Below are 19,684 nucleotides of genomic sequence, written 5' to 3' on the forward strand. Positions count from 1 at the left end.
GGAACCTTGTTTTGCGGCATTGACGTCAAATAAGACGCAACGGAAAGAAATGCAATCAACGCCTGAGCGCAAGACGTGCAGTTAACCAGCTGACAGTCATTACCGCAAAATCAACGAACAGCCATTGCCGTAACGAGCCGGTTTCGGACATGTCGTAAGGCAGCAGATACAATGCCAACCCGCTTAACGTTTCAGGCAGCGAAATGAACAGAAGCGCAACCGCATTGTTCAGAAAATGCAATGCAATAGCAGGTCCTAATGTTCCCGACCTTGCGGTCAAATCCGCCGCCAGCAGGCCGAAAATACACGCCCAAATGGCCACCAGAAGGGCATTCTCGCCGGTGACACCGGGCGCATAATGCCCTGCTGCGAACAGTACCGAAGGTACTCCCATCCAGATCGCCGGAGATCGGAATCTAGCCGCCAAGCATTGCTGGATATAGCCGCGAAACAGCACTTCTTCGGCGCTGGTCTGAATCAGGACCGCAATCACCGACACTGGCAGCAAAAGCAACCATGTGGACAGGGCCAGGTTTTGCGTCAGCGTCTCACCCATACCATAGGGTGGCAGGGCCGCCATGATCAGGCCCAGAATCACCAAGGCACGCAGGACCATCCAGAATTGTTGCAATAACAGGCGGCGCGGGCCAAGGATGGCGGCCAGAGACCGGTGCTGCATTTGACGGGCGGCGATAGCCACGCCCAGCGTCAGGAAACCGAAACTCAACAGCAGAATCAGCGCGGCCGACGTTGAGGTTCCTTGCAAAAGACCCTGCGCCTGATCTGGTTGAAGCAATTGCCCGATAAAGGCAAACAACACTGCGTTCAACGTCACATAGAGAACAAGGACAATACCCAGACCCGCCGCGAGGCGCCACAGTTCGGGCCGGGCGCGTGCGTCGCCCACAAGCCCCTCATGGGCGGCATATGCGTGAGGGTCAGGCATTGTTGCCAGAGCTTTCACCTTCGATGGATTGTGGGATTTCAGGGAACACCTCAGATGCGTGTTGGATGGTGTTGATCCTTGTGGACAACGTGGTCAGATACCCGGCAACGGTTTGCAGCAACTGAACCGCGACCGACGCATCGCTTTCGATCACAGCGCGCAATTCCTCTGCTCCGATGCGCAGGAACGTACAATCTGTGGCCGCTGTCAGATCCAATTGACGGACATCGCCGGTGATAATTGACAGATCGCCGATCAACCGACCGGGTTCAATGATCGATATAGTGCGCGTGCCACCGCTTTCATCGGTCCAGTCCAGATTGGCCTGCCCCTTGATGCACAGATACGCCGCGTCGGGTGCTTGCCCACGGGAAAAGATCATCTGCCCCGACGCAGCCTCGTACCATTGTGCCGAAAAGGCCAGCAGCCGCTGATTGCGCGCATCCAGCCCCGAAAACAGCTCGGTCGAGGATATGATCTGCAGCTTGCGACTCAGATCAGCCGAGGCCCCGTCTTCGTGGTGGGTTTGGGTGCGCGAGACACCGTCAATCCGACCATCCTTGATCTCGATGAACAAGTCATAGGCCTCAGGGTGCGCAAAATGATCCTCCATGAAGATCATGATCGATTCGGGCAACAATTCGCGCAGCCGCAGACGTGTGCGCAGACGGCTTTGGGAATCGTGGCTGGCCAATGCCTTGTCGAGGATCAGGATATCGGGACGTTTGATCCCCGCGCGGGAAAACGCCGCGCGCTCTTGAAACACGGTTGGCAGGTTGTTTCCGCCCAGCCCGGTCGGTAGATCGTACAAAGTCGACGCAGCCCGACGGCGCAGACCAGCCTCGTTCACGGCCTGAGCAACGACATCTTCGATCTCATCGGCATGGGCTCCGGCCATCAGGGACACCCGGCCATAAATCGCATTCTCCATCACCGTCAGGCGCGGGATGTAGCTGTCGGGCGACAGAGGCACGAACATACCATCCAGCGCCCCACGCAGCCGTTCGGCCTGATCCTTGCGGATTGACAGAATCTTGTCCTTGTATTCCTCGGGGAAGTCCGGGCCAATCTGCTCAGCCGTCAGCAGGAACGGCAGCGTCAGCAGCAAAGCGCGCTCATCCTCGGAAATTCCGTTGTCTCCTCTCGACTTACGCCGATCCTTGATGTCGAGCAGACGGTGATACATGTCCTTGGACATCCCCAGACGCAGGAACAGCGGGTGATCGGTGCCGTCGCGGCCAAAGGCCTGATCCAATGTTTCCATCACGGCGCTGGCCATGGACATGGCGTCATCGGCAAGATCATGCATCCCAAGCATGTTCTTGAACCGCCGATCATCCGCCATAGACTCGGGCGTGATATCCCGAGACGGAGTCGCATAGAGCAGGTTACCCCCCAAAGGAACAGCCGGGTTAAAACGATCCGGGTCGAACCGATAAACGTGTTGGTCCAGCCCTTTTTCCTGCAGCTTTTCCGCAATCGTCCCCCGCAGGTTGACCACGTCCTGCGCCAGATCAGGATGCAAAATGGGATCAAATTGTGTGCGCAGGGTACGGCGCAGCATAAGTTCGTCAGTACCCATCGCTTCGACCAGTTGGAACCACCAGGCGCGAATGTCATCAACATCGTCCAGCCCGGCAAGCCCCGGATCAATCCATTCATCCGTCAGCGAATCCGTCGGATTTCCAGCGCGGGCAGCTTCGATTTGCCAGCGAGTCGGCGCCACGGCGGCATCGGCCTCATGCTGAGGATGCGGACGCAGGGGCATTAACAGATTGTCGCCCAGCGTGCCGTCGAACAGATAGGGCCGCGAATAGGCATAGCCGATCCGGGCCGCAATCACGACCTGATGCAGGTCTTTCAGATTGTGACCCGCCATGATCACGTCGCCCTGCACCGGCAGGACTTCGCGGGTCAGGACCTGCGCCAGCGCATTTCGTTCCGCGGCATGGGTCGATTGGATGGCGACCCGCGCACCCTTGGGAATGGTCAGGTCGATATCTTCCAGAATGGTCTTGCCGTCATCATCGCGCACGGTGACGTTTCGCAACTCGATATCGCCCGTCAGATGCGGAATAGTCTCGGGCTCACCCACGAACAGATTTTCAGGGATCATGTTTGAAGGCGCAAAGCGTTCGGTCACGACCTCCCACCGCAGGGACATGTCCTGTACCTGATTGTAATAGGTCAGCAGGTCCTTCCACGGGCCGCTCAGATCCTTATAGGCCCCAAGTGCAGCAACCAGCGCCCCGACTGTCACCTCACCCGTGATCGCCAGATAGCCGCCTACCGAATAGAACAGGAACGGCGTCATCTGCGTGATCAGATTGTTGAGGAACTTCATGAAGAACTTTTTGTTGTAGATCTTGAACCGGATCTCGAACAAAAGCCCCAAACGATGACTGAACTGCGCCTGCCGATACCGCCAGCCGCCATTGGTGCGCAGATCGCTGATCCCAGCCGCACTTTCGCCAATTTCTGAACTGAGGTTGCGGACCTCTTGAATACGTTCCTTGTTCAGCAGGTTGATCTGGCGTTGCAACTTTGGAATCAGCCAGGCCTGTAGAGGGATTAGAGCCACACTGGCAAGGCCGAACCAGACGCTCTGCATGAACAGGAAGGTGACGATGGTCATCATCTGCCCGAACTGGAACACCGGCTGCGCGATCGCGTCGCCCATCAGGCCACCCATCGGTTCGGCCTCAGAGGTGATCATCGACACCAGCTCACCCTGACTGGTGGTGGCGAAATAGGATTTCGGAAACCGCATGGTGCGATGGATCAAAGTGAACCGCAAACGGCGCAACATGCGTTCAGCAAGGATGCCCTTCATCGTGTTGATGCGCATTTTCATCAACCCGCTGGCAATCACGGTTGCCAAAAAGGCGAAACACAGGATCAGCAAATACTGCACCTGCGTTACCGAGAATCCCAGGATCGTTACCGTATTACTTGGCGCGCCAATGGCCCCGTTGATAATCTGCTTGGGCAACTCAAGCGAGGCATAGAGGAACGGGAATGACAGAACCGTCAGAAACAGCAGCACAAGCTGTTGTTTTTTCGAATGTTTCCATATGAAAGCGAATAGAGTGGGTTCCATGCCCCGGCCTTGCCTCAAATCTATTGGATGCGTTTTCGGATGATCCACTGCAATCAGGTATCAGACGGTACGCACTGACCTTTACGATTGCAAGAATGGCTGGGCTAACAGGTTTCAAATCGATTGCCCATCCGCCCCATCAGTCACAAATTCGCGAGATTTGCCCCTCAGTATCGTTTATTCTCCTTTAAACCCTGCGTTGTCTTTGACTAAACAGGGTCACACTCTGAATGATGGGGCCATGGGCAGACTTCTGGATCGCTATATTCAACGCCGCGCCGTCGAACGCTGGCGTCAGGCCCTGCGTGGCGCACCTGCTGCACCTGAACCGCAACTGCGGCAACAGCGCGATGATGCGCGCAAGCTGCGCACGCATCTGCAGATGCTGATTCATGAGGCCGACAGCCGTCTGGCCCGACCTCGAATTGGGTCGACCCAATTCCCCAAACCCCTTGGCACCGATTGGTGCTGGCGACCGGATCTGTGGCGCGGGCCATTGGCGCGTCCAGGTGTGGCCTCGGCCGCACGAAAGGCGCAGATGGACCGGCAGGTGACCTTGTTCCACGACTGTTCCCTGGCCGAAATAGCAATGCGGCAGACCCGGAATTCCCGCGACAAGGATCTGGCCGCATATGGGATGACAGTTGAAGTGTTCGGGTTTTCCGGTTCTTTCCTGTCCCTGTCTGTGGAATTGCCCTACGAGGCTGCTCAGGGCCTGACCAAACAGCATCTCATGCGTGTGGATACCCTGATCGAGGCCGAGCAGCCGCTTGAGATATTCGCCCGTCTCAACATCCAGCACGGACCCAACGCTGAACAGGTTCTGCGCAAGCTGGACCTGTCTGCAAGCTCCTGCTCAGTCGATTTCGATCTGGCACATTTGCCCTTGAATGAGTCGCGGATCGAGAAGATCTGGCTGGACCTGATCTTTGAAAACCCGCAGATGAATCGCGTTTCCCTGCGCGATCTGACCTTCTGCCGCCACCATCGCGCCGATTTGTAAGAGGTCCGGCCATGACGCAACCGACATTGACACCCATCCGGTTCGAGAACGGCCTCTGGCAGGGTCACCTGCAGGCCGAGGTGACGGTTGAGGTTCTGTACTTGGGCGAACCTTTGGAAGACGTGCGCGTGACACCAGCAGATGACGGATGGGCACTGACTGTCCCTGTACCCGTGAAGGCACTGTCCGATGGCGTGCATTGCTTTGTCATCGTGGACGCAGGCACGTCCGAAAAACTTGGCGATTTTACCATTATCGCAGGCTCCCCGGCAGCGGATGATCTTCGCGCTGAGGTCGAGCTGCTGCGCGCGGAACTGGATATGCTGAAACGGGCATTTCGGCGGGCGCAGAGCGTGGGCGATTAGTCCGTTTAGGGCCAAGTCCCTATCTTTTCATCAGAATCCCGTGCATCCTTGAGCGACCCGCAGCAACTTGGGCAAGCTCATGGATCGCAGCAGCATCATTAAACTCATCGCGCTGATGGTGACGGGGTTCGGGATCGGCATCGACTTTACCGGCGCGTTGATCCTGGTTCCGGCTATCGAAAACAGTTTCGACGCCGATATCACCAGTACCCAATGGGTTTTGAACATCTATGCCCTGTTCTTTGCCATGACGATGGTTGCCGGGGGGCGGCTTGGCGACATGTACGGGCACCGCAAGATGATGCTGATCGGCCTGTCGATCTTTCTGTTTTCCTCAGTCATGTGTTTTGTATCGCCTAGCCTGGATTTTCTGATTGTCTCACGCGCATTACAGGGGATCGGCGCGGGATGTGTCTGGCCCTGCACGCTGGCCTACGGCGCCACCAAAGTCTCGCGCCCTGAACATCGCCCCATGATCATGGGGCTTATTCTGGCAGGCGTCACATGCGGTAACGTCATCGGCCCGCTGATCAGCGGTACGGTCGTGAACTTTGGGGATTGGCGGCTATTTTTCCTTGCAAACGTGGTGTTTGCGACCATTTCGATGGTCACCGCCCTAGTGTTGATGGAGCGCGAAACCCAGCACAAACAAGGCGAACACATCGACGTTGCAGGTATGGGTGTACTGTCATTGGCTGTCCTGCTGTTGCTCTATGGGTTGGACGTGGGTGCAGATTGGGGCTGGACCTCATCGCCTTTGCTGATGTTGTTCTTCGTCTGCGCTGTTCTGTTCGTCTTGTTCCCACAAGTGGAAAAACGCGTGAAAGAACCCCTGTTGCTGCCCCAGATGATGGCGAACAGAGAGTTTCGCATCACGCTGGGCCTGAACATGTTCAATGTCTCAGCAGCGTTCGTAGGGTTGATGTATTTCCCCCAATACATGCAAAAGGTACTGGGCTGGTCGACCTTGCAATCTGCATTCGGGTTGGCCCCGCTTACCGTTCTGCTTGCCGTGGGGTCCATCTTGTCGGGCAAGCTGTACAACGATTTCGGTCCCAAACGGCTTTTGTTCTGGGGTTACCTGTGCGCTACTATCGGTGCGGCCAGTGTTGTCGTGTTGCCCGCAGGGTTGGGCTATTTTCAGATTCTGCCCGGTATGGCGATGATTGGGTTGGGGGCCACGCTGACTGTTGGCCCATCAGGCACCGCTGCGGTTTGCGCAGTTAAACCGGAACGGGCCGGGTTGGTCGGTGGGCTGAGTTTCATGACACACCTCGTCTATGGTGCCATCTCGGTGGCCTGCGCGACCGCGATCATGTATCTGGTCAGTCTGCGCAGCCTGGGCGAACGTCTGGCGACCGCCGGGATTGATATGTCGGAATCCGATCAGCGGGCCATCAACGGCGGGACGCTGACCACATCCTCTGCACGCGCGATCATGGACAAACTGGGCACGGTCGAGGCCGAAAAGGTCAAAACCGCCATCACCGCAGCGTTTGACACCGGCATGAACATGGCCTTCATTTTCGCCACTGTGTCAGTATCTGTCGGCGTCTTATTGGCGATGTTGCTGGATGAGGAAAAGCTGCACAAAGTGGAAAGCTGATCCAACAAAGAAAAAGGGCCGCCTGATTGGCGGCCCCGTTGGTTTACTGCGACGGCCCGTTCGGGTTGAAGGCCGACAAACCTTTGAGGATATCGATGGCATAGGCCATTTGATAATCTTCTTCCCGAAGCTCAGCTGTGGCTTCGGCCCGGGCTCGGTCTTCCTCGATCTGACGAATCTCATCTTCGCTGAGGCTGTCATTGTTCAGGCTGCCGCGCAGGTCGGCTTCGGACCGGGCGGGACGGTTCGAATCTTCCTCTTCCGAATCCGGCACCGGGCGCGGTTGCTCGACAATGATGTCGGGGCTGACGCCAAGCGCCTGAATCGAACGACCCGACGGTGTGTAATACCGCGACGTAGTCAGGCGCATGGCCCCGTCGCCACGCAGCGGCATGACCGTCTGAACAGAACCTTTGCCAAAGCTTTTGGTGCCGACCACGATGGCGCGGCGGTGATCCTGCAAGGCACCGGCAACAATCTCGGACGCCGAGGCCGAACCCCCATTGATCAGAACCACAATCGGCTTGCCTTCGGCCAGATCGCCTGGGGATGCGTTGAACCGCTCGCCCTCGCCCGGGTCGCGGCCACGGGTAGACACGATCTCACCCTCGTTCAGGAAGGCATCGGAAACCTTGATCGCCTGCGTCAGCAGACCGCCCGGGTTGTTGCGCAGGTCCAGAACAAAGCCATTGACCTTTTCGATGCCACCAGCCTCTTCGATCTGTTCGTTCAGCCCTTCCTGCAGGTTGGGGAAGGTCTGGTCGTTAAAGGTGGTCACTCGCAGCACGACGCTGGTGCCTTCGGTGCGGGCACGCACAGCGGTCAGCTTGATCGTGTCGCGAATGATCGTGACGTCAAAGGGTTCCTGTTCCCCTTCGCGCACGACCGTAATCACGATTTCCGAACCCACAGGTCCGCGCATCAGATCCACCGCCTTGTCCAGCGTCAGGCCCAGAATGCTTTCGCCATCGACATGGGTGATGAAGTCCCCAGCCTCGATCCCAGCCGCATCCGCCGGGGTGTCATCGATCGGAGAGACGACTTTCACAAAGCCCTCTTCCTGCGTGACTTCGATACCCAGCCCGCCAAATTCGCCGCGTGTCTGCACGCGCATCTGTTCGGCATCGTCAGGCGACAGATAGCTGGAATGCGGGTCCAGCGATGTCAGCATGCCATCAATCGCGGCTTCGATCAGCTCCTCGGGCTCAACCTCTTCAACATATTGCGCACGTATGCGTTCGAAAATGTCCCCGAACAGATCAAGCTGCTCATAGACGCTGGCCTTGTTCTCAGCCTCTTGTGCCAACAGGGGTCCTGCGATCTGAGTAGTTGCGAGTATGCCTGCCACGGTTCCGGCCAAACCGGCCATCACAAATTTCTTCATATGTATTTATCCATCCTTGCTGGTCCGAAACCACGATTCCGGGTCCACGGGGCTGTTATCCTGTCTTACCTCTATATAGAGCGTTTCTGACCGGTCAGTTCCAGTGCCATCACTGCTTGTTGACAAAATAGCGCCGATTTCGGGCGTTTCACCAGGCATCAAGCCGACCGGAGTGCCCTCGGGGATCACCTGACCGGGGTTGCCGTAGACCTCTTGCAGCCCCGAAAATACGAATAAAAGACCGGGTTGAGGCTCTAAGATGACCAGATTCCCCAAATCCAGCAGCGGCCCGCGATAACGTATCGTAGCCGCAGTCGGCGATGTCACAATCGCGCGTGGACGTGTGCCCAGCACCACACCCGGGCGCTTGACCCCTGCTGCATCCGTGTCACCAGCGCGGTGCAGCACAACACCCTGAGCGGGCAAGGCAACTTCACCCTTGCGCTGGGAAATATCCGCGTTGGTTTCAGCAATCTCCCCTTCTGAGATTTCCGACAGTCCACTGGCAAACCCTTCCAGCGTTTCTGTGGACGAGATCAGGATCGCCGTTCGAACCGGATCTTCGACAAAACGCACCGGCAAATCGGTCCGATCTGCTATGGCGGTACTGAGCTTCGTGCGCGCGGTTTGCACGCCGGTCAGACCTTCGGTCAGAGTATCAGCGGCGCTTTGTTGTAGCTGCCGCAGGGTCTGAACCTCTTGCAGGTCGTGGGCCAGTTCTTGCGCGCGAGCGTTCAAACCTGGCGTGACCTCGGACAGCATCATACCTGCGCGGGCCGACCCCAACGGGCCAGAGGGGTGCAGCATCAGAACCGGTGGCGCGGTTGTTTCGATGGTTTGCAACACGCCCAGCAACTGCGCGATTTCATCCTCGCGGCTGCGCAATTCAGTGGTCAACTGTGCCTCGCGCGTGGCGGCGCGGCGCAGGCCCTCGCGCATGGCGGTCAGACCGGCCTCATAGGCCTGAATGGTTTCGGTCAGGGCACGCACGCGGTCACGGGCGCTGTCGGCCTCGGTCAAAGCGACGGATGCATCTTCCAGCATTTGCGCCGCATTCAGCGCCGCTGTGGACGGGTCGGTCTGGGCGTGGACCGGCGTCGCAAACAGCACTGCCCAAAGAAGCGCGCGCAAGGTCATAACAACAGACTCTTGCCGGTCATTTCGGGTGGCTGTTCAAGGCCCATCAACTGCAACAGGGTCGGTGCCAGATCGGACAGACGCCCATTGCGCAACGTGGAACCTTCCGGCCCACCCACCAGCGCCACGGGCACGGGATTCAAGGTATGCGCGGTGTGCGGTCCGCCGGTTTCGGGATCCACCATCATTTCACAATTGCCGTGGTCGGCAGTGATGATCATCGCACCACCTGCCTTTTTCAGCGCGGCAACCACCTGTGCCAGGCCCTGGTCCACCGCCTCGCAGGCTTTGATTGCGGCTTGAAGATCACCGGTGTGACCCACCATATCGGGGTTGGCATAATTGGTGACGATCAAGTCGTACCCGGCCTCGATCGCCTCGACAAACTTGGCGGTAACCTCGGCCGAGGACATTTCGGGCTGCAAATCATATGTCGCCACTTTTGGTGACTTCGGCATATAACGATCTTCACCCACTTCGGGCGTTTCTTTTCCACCGTTGAGGAAAAACGTAACATGCGGGTATTTCTCGGTCTCGGCCAGGCGGAACTGACGCAGCCCCTGTTTGGCGACCCATTCGCCCAGCGTGTTCACGATATCGCGCTTTGGGAACACGGTTGTCATATAGGCATTGTGACCGTCCGAGTATTCCACCATCCCCAATAGCGCAGACAGGTGCGGGCGCGGACCGGTGTCGAAATCAGAAAAATCCGGCTCGCCAATCGCGCGTAGAATCTCGCGCGCCCGATCAGCGCGGAAGTTGAGGCAGAAAACACCATCGCCATCACTTACGCCGTCATAGCCTTGTAGAACCGTCGGCACAATGAACTCGTCGGTTTCCGACTGGTTGTAGGCGTGATCAATCGCGCCATGCGCTGTGGCCGCAGTCCGCCCCTGCCCCTTGATCATCGCCTCAAAGGCCTCACTGACGCGTTCCCAGCGGTTGTCGCGGTCCATCGCGAAATAGCGCCCGCTGACAGTCACAACGCGCGCATCTTCGGGCAGTCGGTCCTCAAGCTCGGCAATGTAGGTGAAAGCCGATTTCGGGGCCACATCGCGCCCATCCGTGATCGCGTGCAGCGCGACAGGAACGCCCGCATCGGTGATGGCTTTGACCGCTGCGATAATGTGGTTTAGATGCCCATGCACCCCGCCATCCGAAACCAGCCCCATCAGATGCGCTGTACCACTCGCGGCCTTCACCTTGGCGATGAAATCCTGCATGGCGTTGTTGTCGAAGAATGAGCCATCTTCGATCGCCAGATCAATCTGACCCAGATCCATGGCCACGATGCGGCCCGCGCCAATATTGGTATGACCGACCTCGGAATTGCCCATCTGACCGCTGGGCAGGCCAACATCGGGCCCGTGCGTTATCAAAGTGGCATGCGGCCCGTTGGCCATGATTGCGTCGAACGTAGGGGTATTGGCCAGATACGGCGCGTTGGCTTTGGTGTCCTCGGACAGGCCCCACCCATCGAGAATGCACAGGACAACGGGTTTGGGGGCGGTCATTATAGCTCTCCGGATTTCTGCTCTTGGTCGATCTTTTACCGCCTGACCATCGGCGGGTGAACCGCCTTTTGGCCTGTGGTGGGCAGATTTAATGCCGGGGCGGTTTTTCCTTGCCGATATATTCGGTGAATGGCCGAGCCTTGCGCCCCCGGTACTTGACGGTCAGATCCAGCGGAGCATCGTTTTCGTCATAGACCCCGACAACAACACCCCTGCCGCGGCTTTTGGTCCGCATATCGATCAGTTGTTGTTCCGAGCGCGTGGTCCGTTGCGAGGCGCGGCGCGTCCACGCGAAAAGGTAATCGTACATACGGTCGATAATTTCGGCATGATCCGCGCTTTCACCAAGATCGATCAACTCGTCCGGGTCGTTTTCCAGATCAAACAGGATCGGCCGGTGGCCACCTTCACAATGGATCAGCTTCCACTTTTTGTCGGCAACCATGAACATCACCGCATCCCGGACCGAGGCGTTCAGCATATCGGCAATCGGTGAGGCCGAATAATCATATTCACAGATCACCACATCGCGCGCGGTCTCTTCCTGCTGCCCGTATAGGATCGGCAGCAAGGAATGCCCTTCGAGGATGTGCAAAGGCGCATCGCCCCCCGCAACCTCCACAAAAGTCGGGGCGAGGTCGATGGATTCGACCAGCGCATCACTGACAGTGCCGCGCGTGGCGTCGGCCTCGGCTGACGGGTCGTAGATGATCAGGGGCACTTTGGTCGAGGCGTCGTGGAAGAAGGTCTTCTCCCCCATCCAGTGATCGCCCAGAAAATCCCCATGGTCCGAGGTCAACACGATCATCGTATCGTCCATCCGGCCGGTTTTCTCCATCCAGTCGAACAGGCGGCCCATCTGGTCATCGGCCTGTTTGATCAGGCCCATATAAGCGGGGATCACCGCCTCGCGCACATCCTGACGCGAGAATGTCTGGCCGATCTTCGTGTCCATAAAAGCCCGCAGCACCGGGTGGGCTTTTTGGCGCTCGACCTCGGATCGCACCACAGGCAACACATGTTCGGGACCATACATCGAGGCATAGGGCTCGGGCACGATATAAGGCCAATGCGGCTTGATGAAGCTCAGGTGACAACACCATGGGCCGTCCTGCGATAGCATAAAGTCTATTCCGCGACCCGTCAGATACGGGGTTTCGCTGTCTTCTTCGGCTATATTGGCGGGTTCGGGGGAATTCTTCAGGAACCAGCCCGACAGGACGTTGCCATCCGCATCCAGCCCCGAGTTGGCAAAGTCGTGCCAGGGGTTGTCGCTCTCATATCCCTTGGCGCTGAGGTATTTGTTGTATTCCCTGGCCCCGTCCGGATCGTAAAACCCGTCCGGCCCCTCGGGACGCATCCCATCATCGCGTTCAAACACGTCAAAGCCGCATTCTGCCACGCGGGCACCGATCAGGCTGTCGGGTTCCAGCCCCAGCCGTGCCATGCCTTCGGCATCCGCACGCATATGGGTTTTGCCGACCAGCCAGCAACCCATCCCGGCCTTGCGAAGATGATCGCCCATCGTCATCTCGCCCACTTTCAAGGGGATGCCATTCCAGGACGCACCATGCGAATGAACATAGCGCCCGGTATAGGTCGACATGCGTGAACTACCGCAAATGGGGGACTGGATAAAAGCCCGGTCAAACCGCACACCCCGCGCGGCCAAACGATCAATATTCGGAGTGTGCAGATGCGGATGGCCGTAGCAACTCAGATAATCCCAGCGCAGCTGGTCGAACATGATGAACAGAATGTTTTTGGCTTTGGCCAACGCGGTACCTCCCCGATAGTCAGGGACTTAGTTAGCCAATTCCCGGCCCGCAGCGAAGCGTAATTTATGCCTCGGCCTGCCGCTCCATCTGTTCCAGCATCTTCTTGGCGCGTTTGCACTGCAACTGATCACGCAGCGGGCTGTCAGGATCAATGTCTTTGTGGCAGACCACACATTTGTCCGCGCCCGAGATCGCGTTCAGGCCACCACAACTGCCTTTGATGGTTTTGCCCATCAGCATAACACCCAACGACATACCTACCATCACAAGGGCAAGAAGAATAAAGGCCAGAATAAAGGTGCTCATTGTGGTACCTACCAGTCAGTTGGTCTCAAGCGCGTCTTTGAACGCGGTGCTGTGTACCGTGATATAGGCATCTTCGCCACCCGTCACATCCCGCGAGATGAAGTACACAGCAAGTTTATGTTCTTCGGCCAGCTCAAGGCCCTTTTCCTGCCCCAGCGCCAGCATCGCGGTTGCCCATGCATCCGCCATCATAGCGTTTTCAGCCAGAACAGTCACCGATGTTGTCCGATGCGTGATCGGGCGCCCGGTTGTTGGATCGATGATATGCGAATACCGCACACCGTCTTGTTCAAAGAAATTCTTGTAATCGCCTGAGCTGGCCATGCCCAGATCGCTGACCGACACAATCAGCTGATAGGTCTGCGCTCCCGCTTGTGGTTTTTCGATACCGATGCGCCAGGCCTCGCCCTTGTCGTTCTGCCCCATGGTGACCAGATCGCCACCGATCTCGACCAGATAATCTTCAATCCCGGCGTCGCGCAGGGTCTTGGCCACCGCGTCGATACCATAACCCTTGGCAATAGCGGACAGATTGATCCCAACACCGGGTTCAGATTTGGTCAGCGTTCCCGCCTCGGCATCCAGAGTTAGCAAACGCCCCTGCCCGACGCCGTTGAGTGCTTTCAGAATTTCGACATCCGAAGGCACCGGGTCTTCCGGCTTGCGGGGCCCAAAGCCCCACAGTTCGATCAATGGTCCAAGGGTGACATCAAAGGTGCCGCCGGTTTTCTCATGCACATCATTCGCGGCGGCCATCACTTGTGCGAAATCTGCGGAAACCTGCACCGGTTCTGTGCTTGTCGCGGCGGAAAAGGTCGAGACCTCGGAATTTGGGTCCCAGTTGGACATCTTGGCGTTAACGTCTGCCAGAGTTTCTTCGACCGCCACAGCCAGCGCGTTTTCGTCCAGGTCCTGGCCAATTGCGGTGATGTTGAAGGTTGTTCCCATCGTTTCGCCCGATAGGCGAACCACCTCTGGCTCTTTGTCGAACAGACAGCCGGACAGCAAAGTGACGAAGGCCAAAACTGGCACAAGACGCATGGGGCGATCTCCTGGAAAATCAGTGTCCGGCATATGCCAGCCACCCCCGCCAGAGTCAAATCGACTTCACAGTTTCAGCGGCAAAAAGCCCAGTACCAAAAGGCCAATTCCCGCCGGCACACCAAACAGCCAGGCCCGTTTCTGCCATCCCGGCGGCTGCTGTTTCCACGTCTTGCGGAAATTATGGCCGCACACGACCACTACAAAGAAAATCAAGGCAGCCACCGGTGGGGTAAGATACAGGTCGTTCAAAGGCTTAAGCGTCCTTTTTTTGATGGGGGTTTCTGCCGATCAGCACAATTGCACCCTATACAGGTCGTTTAGCTGCGCTAAGGTAAAAGGGAAAGACTTTGCAAGAACCATGAAGGAGATTGCCCATGGCCCCAACCTCTTACCAAGCCCCCAAGCGTGGCGACAAGGCTGACAAGACCACGTACAGCCAATCGACGGAATCGAACTTGTCGCATGCGCAGACAACTGTGGCCAAGCTGATGGATGGTAAAGGGGATGCGGTGTTTTCGGTCCGCCCGAACGATACGATCCATTCAGTGGTCAATACGCTGAAGGAAAAGCGGATTGGGGCGGTGCTGGTGACCGACCAGAACGGCACATTGCAAGGCATCCTGTCCGAGCGCGACATCGTACGGCGCATGGCGGATACGCCCGGCCAGACGTTGCCTCAAGCGGTCGAGGATCTGATGACGCGCGAGGTCAAGACTTGTTCGCCGGACGATCTGCTGGATGATGTTCTTAAAACCATGACCGACGGTCGGTTCCGCCACATGCCAGTGCTTCGCGATGGCAACCTGTGCGGCGTGATCACAATTGGAGACGTTGTGCATTTCCGTCTCAAAGAGCTGGAATACGAGGCGCTTCGCATGAAGCAGATGATCGTCGGCTAATGGCTTTGATCTAGAAGGCCAGCAACCTTGCGGCTTTAAAAAAAACCGGCGCTGAATGCGCCGGTTTTTCGTTTCTTATCCGCCGAAATCGTCGAGCATAATGTCTTCGCGGTCCACACCCAGATCCAGCAGCATGTTGATGACCGACTGGTTCATGATTGGCGGGCCACACATGTAGAATTCGCAATCTTCGGGCGCGGGGTGGTTCTTGAGGTATTCCTCGAACAGCACATTGTGGATGAAGCCGGTATAGCCTTTCCAGTCATCCTCGGGCTGCGCGTCGGACAAGGCCACGTGCCATTCGAAATTGTCGAACTCTTCGGCCAGCGTGTCGAAATCCTCGACAAAGAACATCTCTTTCTTGGACCGCGCGCCGTACCAGAAGCTGATCTTGCGATCACGGTTTTCAAGACGTTTGAGCTGGTCAAAGATATGGCTGCGCATCGGCGCCATACCGGCACCACCACCGATGAAAACCATCTCTTTTTGCGTGTCGCGGGCGAAGAATTCGCCGAACGGACCCGAAATGGTGACTTTGTCGCCTGGTTTCAGATTGAAGATGTACGACGACATCTGACCCGCCGGAATACCTTCGGAACCCGGAGGCGGCGAAGCGACCCGGACGTTCAGCATGATCATGCCTTTCTCATCCGGATAGTTGGCCATCGAATAGGCGCGCTCGATCGGTTCGCTTACCACGGATTCGTACTGCCACAGATTGAAGCGATCCCAATCCTCGCGGTATTCCTCTTCAATGTCGAAATCAGTGTATTTCAACTGGTGTGCGGGGGCTTCGATCTGGATATAACCACCGGCGCGGAAGTTCACATCTTCCCCCTCGGGCAGGTCCAGCGTTAGCGCCTTGATGAAGGTCGCCACGTTCTCGTTCGACCGAACGGTGCATTCCCATTTCTTGACGCCAAAGACCTCTTCGGGGACTTCGATATCCATGTCCTGTTTGACCGCAACCTGACAGGACAAACGATCGCCGCATGCAGCCTCACGCTTGGTGATGTGACTTTCTTCGGTCGGCAGGATCGACCCGCCGCCCGAATGCACCTTGACCCGGCATTGCGCGCAGGTGCCGCCACCGCCGCAGGCCGACGGGACAAAGAGCTTCTCAGCCGCCAGCGTTTGCAGCAACTTGCCGCCTGCGGGCACCGAGATGGTTTTTTCGCCATTGATAGTGATGTTCACATCACCGGTGGATACAAGTCTGGAGCGTGCCGCCAGAATGATCGTTACCAGCGCGATAACGATCAGGGTAAAGAGGACGACGCCAAGGCTAAAAGTTTCCATTCGTCCCTCCTTAAAGTTTCACGCCCGAGAAGGACATAAAGGCCAGCGCCATCAGTCCTGCGGTGATGAAGGTGATCCCCAGACCCTGCAGGCCGTCAGGAATATCCGAATATTTCAGCTTTTCCCGAACCCCTGCCATCGCGGTGATCGCCAGCGCCCAGCCAAAGCCCGAAGACAGACCATAGGTCGCGGCTTCGGCAAAGTTATAGTCGCGTTCCACCATGAACAGCGAACCACCCAGAATTGCGCAGTTCACCGTGATCAGCGGCAGGAAGATCCCCAGCGCGTTGTAGAGCGGCGGAAAATACTTATCCAAGATCATCTCGAGGATCTGCACCATCGCCGCGATCACACCGATATACGAGATAAGGCCAAGAAAGGTCAGGTCCACATCCGGGAACCCGGCCCAGGCCAGCGCGCCCGGTTTCAGCAGATAAGTCAGCAACAGGTTGTTGGTGGGCACGGTGATCGCCTGAACCAGCATCACCGAAATGCCCAGACCCAGCGCGGTCGAAATCTTCTTGGAAACGGCGATGAAGGTACACATCCCCAGGAAGAAGCTTAGCGCAAGGTTTTCGACAAATATGGCCTTTACGGCCAATGAAATCAGACCTTCCATTAGTGGGCCTCTACCTGCTGAATTTTGTATTCACGTTCTTCAACCTGGCTTGGCTTCCACGTGCGGAAGGCCCAGATGATCAGACCTATGATGAAGAACGCCGATGGCGGCAGCAGCAGCATGCCGTTGGGCACATACCAGCCACCATTGTTGACGGTTTGCAGAATGGTCACGCCAAACAGCGACCCCGCCCCGAACAATTCGCGGAAGAAACCGACCAGCAGCAGGATCAGGCCATAGCCCATCCCGTTGCCCAATCCATCGATGAACGATGCGACCGGAGGGTTCTTCATCGCAAACGCCTCGGCGCGGCCCATCACGATACAGTTGGTGATGATCAGACCGACAAACACCGACAGGGTTTTCGAAATCTCAAAGGCATAGGCCTTGAGAACTTGATCCACCAAGATCACCAGCGAGGCGATGATCACCATCTGCACGATGATCCGGATCGAGCTGGGGATCTGGTTGCGCAGGCACGAGATAAAGAAGGACGAGAACGATGTCACGAAGGTCACCGCCAGTGCCATCACGAACGACACCTGCAGTGACGAGGTCACCGCCAAAGCCGAACAGATGCCAAGCACCTGCAGGGTAATCGGGTTGTTGTCGACAAGCGGGTCGACCAGCATTTCTTTCTTGGTCTGGGACATCAAATCTCTCCTGCTTGCAGTTTGGCCAGGAACGGAGCGAAGCCCGCATCACCCATCCAGAATTTCACCAGGTTATCGACACCAACCGAGGTCAGTGTGGCACCGGCCAGCGCGTCGACGTAAAAGTCGGGGCCAGCTGCCGGTTGCGATTTCGCAACGGTAATCTGCAGATCACCCGCGTCATCACGCAGTTTCTTGCCGCTCCACAACGCTTTCCAGCGGGGGTTGTCCACCTCGGCCCCAAGGCCCGGCGTTTCACCATGCTGATAGAATTGCAGGCCGTAGATATCGTTGCCGTTGTTTTCTAGCGCGATAAAACCATAGAGCGTGGACCACAGACCATAGCCGTGCAGCGGCAGGATCACCTTATCCAGATCACCCGCATCATCACGCAGCAGGTAAATCACACGATACTTAGCTTTGCGGCCGATCCCGGCCGGGTCGTCGTCCAGCGCAACGCTCAACTCAGGATCACTTGCGGCTGCGATGTCGTCAAAGGTGGCCGGATCAAACTGGTCATCGACGAATTCGCCGGTGGACAGTTCCACAACATGCGGCTCAAACGCGGCGAAGGCTTCGGTCACGTCGACGCCGGGTTCATAAACACCCGCGACCTGCAGGACGTTGACCTGTTTGTCCTTCAGCTTGTTCGCTTCTTGCACGGGGCGCAGACTTACAGCAGCCGAGGACACGACCATCGAGGCGACAAGGCAGACAGCGACGGCGATAAAGATCGTCTTGCCGACCGAATCCGGCGAGGCTGCCAGGAACTTGGCAATCGCCCCCTTGGGTGCCTCGTTATTGTCTGGGGATTGCGTATCAGACATGGCGACGCGCCCTCCGTTTGATGTTGGCCTGAACGACGAAATAATCGATCAGCGGTGCAAAGACGTTGCCGAACAGAATGGCCAGCATCATGCCTTCGGGGAAAGCCGGGTTAATCACACGGATCATCACAACCATGACACCGATCAGCGCGCCATAGATGTAGCGGCCCAGATTGGTGTGGCTGGCCGAAACCGGTTCGGTGACCATGAAGGCCAGACCAAAGGCATAGCCACCAACGACCAGGTGCCAGTACCACGGCATTGCAAACATCGGGTTAGTGTCCGAACCGATCAGGTTCAGCAGCAGGGAAAAGACGATCATGCCCCCCAGACAGCCAACGATCAGGCGGAAGTTCGCAATACGTGTCACCAACAGGAAGCCCAGGCCAATCAGACAGGCCAGTGTGGAAGTTTCGCCAAAGCTGCCCTGCATGAAGCCCATGAAGGCATTCCACCAGGTCAGACCTTCGGCTGCCAGCGCCTGATAGCCTTCGGATGCTGAAACCGACAGCGCAGTTGCACCTGAAAAACCGTCAACTGGGGTCCAGACTGTGTCACCCGACATATTCGCCGGATAGGCGAAATACAGGAAGGCACGCCCGACCAGCGCAGGATTAAGAAAGTTCTTACCGGTGCCGCCAAACACCTCTTTGCCGATGACCACACCGAAGATGATGCCTAGAGCCACCTGCCACAGCGGGGCGGATGCGGGCATGATAAGCGTGTAAAGCATTGAGGTTACGAGGAAACCTTCATTGACTTCGTGCCCACGCACGGTGGCGAAGATCACCTCGAAAATACCGCCTGCAACCAGTGTGACGATGTAAATCGGCAAGAAGTACATCAATCCGTGCATCACGTTGGCGAAGATGCTGGACGGGTCCAGCGAGATGCCAAATGCCTGCAGGATGGCGATACGCCAGCCAGTTGCCGCATCCGGGCCAAGGGCTGCAATTGCGCTGTTAGCCTGATAACCGGTATTCCACATCCCCCACAGGATACAGGGGATCGTCGCGATCACGACATAAGTCATGATCCGCTTCATATCTATGTAGGACCGCGCGTGCGGGGCGACGGTGGTGACGGATTTCGGAGTGTAGATAAAGCTTTCCACCATCTCGTAGATGGGGAAATACTTCTCGTACTTGCCGCCTTTGGTAAAGTTCGGCTCGATCCGATCGAAGAAGCTGCGCAAACCCATTTG

18 protein-coding genes are annotated in these 19,684 nt (G+C 57.2%); 4 read left to right on the forward strand and 14 right to left on the reverse strand.

Translation table 11 applies throughout. From position 1 onward, the window contains the following. Positions 1–55 precede the first annotated feature (55 nt). Both ACR0JB_RS08195 and ACR0JB_RS08200 read right to left on the reverse strand, forming a co-directional pair. Positions 56–946 carry a CPBP family intramembrane glutamic endopeptidase gene (locus ACR0JB_RS08195; protein WP_170394654.1) on the reverse strand — a complete coding sequence of 297 codons (891 nt, stop codon included), beginning with the start codon at positions 944–946 and terminating at the stop codon, positions 56–58. Beyond that, positions 939–4,046, reverse strand: a complete 3,108-nt coding sequence (locus ACR0JB_RS08200; RefSeq protein ID WP_170350042.1) for an ABC transporter transmembrane domain-containing protein — start codon at positions 4,044–4,046, stop codon at positions 939–941. Before ACR0JB_RS08200 ends, ACR0JB_RS08195 begins: the two co-directional genes overlap by 8 nt. A 241-nt stretch (positions 4,047–4,287) precedes the next feature. Between ACR0JB_RS08200 and ACR0JB_RS08205 the strand changes: the two genes are divergently transcribed. The 3 genes from ACR0JB_RS08205 to ACR0JB_RS08215 all read left to right on the forward strand — a co-directional run bounded on the left by ACR0JB_RS08205 (position 4,288) and on the right by ACR0JB_RS08215 (position 7,020). After that, on the forward strand, positions 4,288–5,049 hold the full coding sequence (locus ACR0JB_RS08205; RefSeq protein WP_170350041.1) for a DUF6478 family protein: 762 nt from the start codon (positions 4,288–4,290) through the stop codon (positions 5,047–5,049). An 11-nt stretch (positions 5,050–5,060) separates the two neighbouring features. Then, the gene (locus ACR0JB_RS08210) at positions 5,061–5,414 is read left to right on the forward strand and encodes a hypothetical protein (protein WP_170394657.1); all 354 of its coding nucleotides are present in this window, start codon (positions 5,061–5,063) and stop codon (positions 5,412–5,414) included. Between the two features lie 79 nt (positions 5,415–5,493). After that, positions 5,494–7,020 (forward strand): MFS transporter, encoded by a 1,527-nt coding sequence (locus ACR0JB_RS08215; protein ID WP_480789817.1) that lies wholly within the window; start codon positions 5,494–5,496, stop codon positions 7,018–7,020. Positions 7,021–7,063: 43 nt separating this feature from the next. On the opposite strand, the gene ACR0JB_RS08220 is transcribed toward ACR0JB_RS08215, so the two are convergent. From ACR0JB_RS08220 to ACR0JB_RS08250, 7 genes are all read right to left on the reverse strand, one after another. Next, positions 7,064–8,404, reverse strand: coding sequence for a S41 family peptidase (locus ACR0JB_RS08220; RefSeq protein WP_170394663.1), 1,341 nt, complete (start codon positions 8,402–8,404; stop codon positions 7,064–7,066). 6 nt (positions 8,405–8,410) lie between these two features. Beyond that, positions 8,411–9,541, reverse strand: a complete 1,131-nt coding sequence (locus tag ACR0JB_RS08225; protein ID WP_170376872.1) for a murein hydrolase activator EnvC family protein — start codon at positions 9,539–9,541, stop codon at positions 8,411–8,413. Next, positions 9,538–11,055: a 2,3-bisphosphoglycerate-independent phosphoglycerate mutase gene (gpmI, locus tag ACR0JB_RS08230; protein WP_170376874.1), complete on the reverse strand. Its 1,518-nt coding sequence runs from the start codon at positions 11,053–11,055 to the stop codon at positions 9,538–9,540. The genes ACR0JB_RS08225 and gpmI overlap by 4 nt, the downstream gene beginning before the upstream one ends. A gap of 88 nt (positions 11,056–11,143) precedes the next feature. Next, complete coding sequence (locus ACR0JB_RS08235; protein ID WP_480789818.1) at positions 11,144–12,832, reverse strand: sulfatase-like hydrolase/transferase; 1,689 nt, start codon at positions 12,830–12,832, stop codon at positions 11,144–11,146. A gap of 64 nt (positions 12,833–12,896) precedes the next feature. After that, on the reverse strand, positions 12,897–13,139 hold the full coding sequence (nqrM, locus tag ACR0JB_RS08240; RefSeq protein WP_170350034.1) for a (Na+)-NQR maturation NqrM: 243 nt from the start codon (positions 13,137–13,139) through the stop codon (positions 12,897–12,899). A gap of 15 nt (positions 13,140–13,154) precedes the next feature. Continuing rightward, positions 13,155–14,180 carry an FAD:protein FMN transferase gene (locus ACR0JB_RS08245; protein ID WP_170506028.1) on the reverse strand — a complete coding sequence of 342 codons (1,026 nt, stop codon included), beginning with the start codon at positions 14,178–14,180 and terminating at the stop codon, positions 13,155–13,157. Between the two features lie 66 nt (positions 14,181–14,246). Then, positions 14,247–14,432 (reverse strand): hypothetical protein, encoded by a 186-nt coding sequence (locus ACR0JB_RS08250; protein ID WP_170361640.1) that lies wholly within the window; start codon positions 14,430–14,432, stop codon positions 14,247–14,249. A 125-nt stretch (positions 14,433–14,557) separates the two neighbouring features. Here ACR0JB_RS08250 and ACR0JB_RS08255 point away from each other — a divergent pair, with 125 nt between their 5' ends. Then, positions 14,558–15,082 carry a CBS domain-containing protein gene (locus tag ACR0JB_RS08255; RefSeq protein ID WP_170350031.1) on the forward strand — a complete coding sequence of 175 codons (525 nt, stop codon included), beginning with the start codon at positions 14,558–14,560 and terminating at the stop codon, positions 15,080–15,082. A gap of 75 nt (positions 15,083–15,157) precedes the next feature. Here ACR0JB_RS08255 and nqrF read toward each other — a convergent pair whose 3' ends face one another. The 5 genes from nqrF to ACR0JB_RS08280 are packed head-to-tail and all read right to left on the reverse strand — an operon-like array spanning position 15,158 to position 19,681. Beyond that, positions 15,158–16,381 (reverse strand): NADH:ubiquinone reductase (Na(+)-transporting) subunit F, encoded by a 1,224-nt coding sequence (nqrF, locus tag ACR0JB_RS08260; protein WP_170394674.1) that lies wholly within the window; start codon positions 16,379–16,381, stop codon positions 15,158–15,160. 10 nt (positions 16,382–16,391) lie between these two features. Next, positions 16,392–17,000 (reverse strand): NADH:ubiquinone reductase (Na(+)-transporting) subunit E, encoded by a 609-nt coding sequence (nqrE, locus tag ACR0JB_RS08265; RefSeq protein ID WP_170350029.1) that lies wholly within the window; start codon positions 16,998–17,000, stop codon positions 16,392–16,394. Continuing rightward, positions 17,000–17,653: an NADH:ubiquinone reductase (Na(+)-transporting) subunit D gene (locus ACR0JB_RS08270; protein WP_170350028.1), complete on the reverse strand. Its 654-nt coding sequence runs from the start codon at positions 17,651–17,653 to the stop codon at positions 17,000–17,002. The genes nqrE and ACR0JB_RS08270 overlap by 1 nt, the downstream gene beginning before the upstream one ends. Continuing rightward, positions 17,653–18,480: a Na(+)-translocating NADH-quinone reductase subunit C gene (locus ACR0JB_RS08275; protein WP_170394677.1), complete on the reverse strand. Its 828-nt coding sequence runs from the start codon at positions 18,478–18,480 to the stop codon at positions 17,653–17,655. Before ACR0JB_RS08275 ends, ACR0JB_RS08270 begins: the two co-directional genes overlap by 1 nt. Beyond that, positions 18,473–19,681: an NADH:ubiquinone reductase (Na(+)-transporting) subunit B gene (locus ACR0JB_RS08280; protein ID WP_170394680.1), complete on the reverse strand. Its 1,209-nt coding sequence runs from the start codon at positions 19,679–19,681 to the stop codon at positions 18,473–18,475. Before ACR0JB_RS08280 ends, ACR0JB_RS08275 begins: the two co-directional genes overlap by 8 nt. Between the last annotated feature and the right edge of the window lie 3 nt (positions 19,682–19,684).

The organism is Ruegeria sp. BI7 (genome assembly GCF_056537925.1).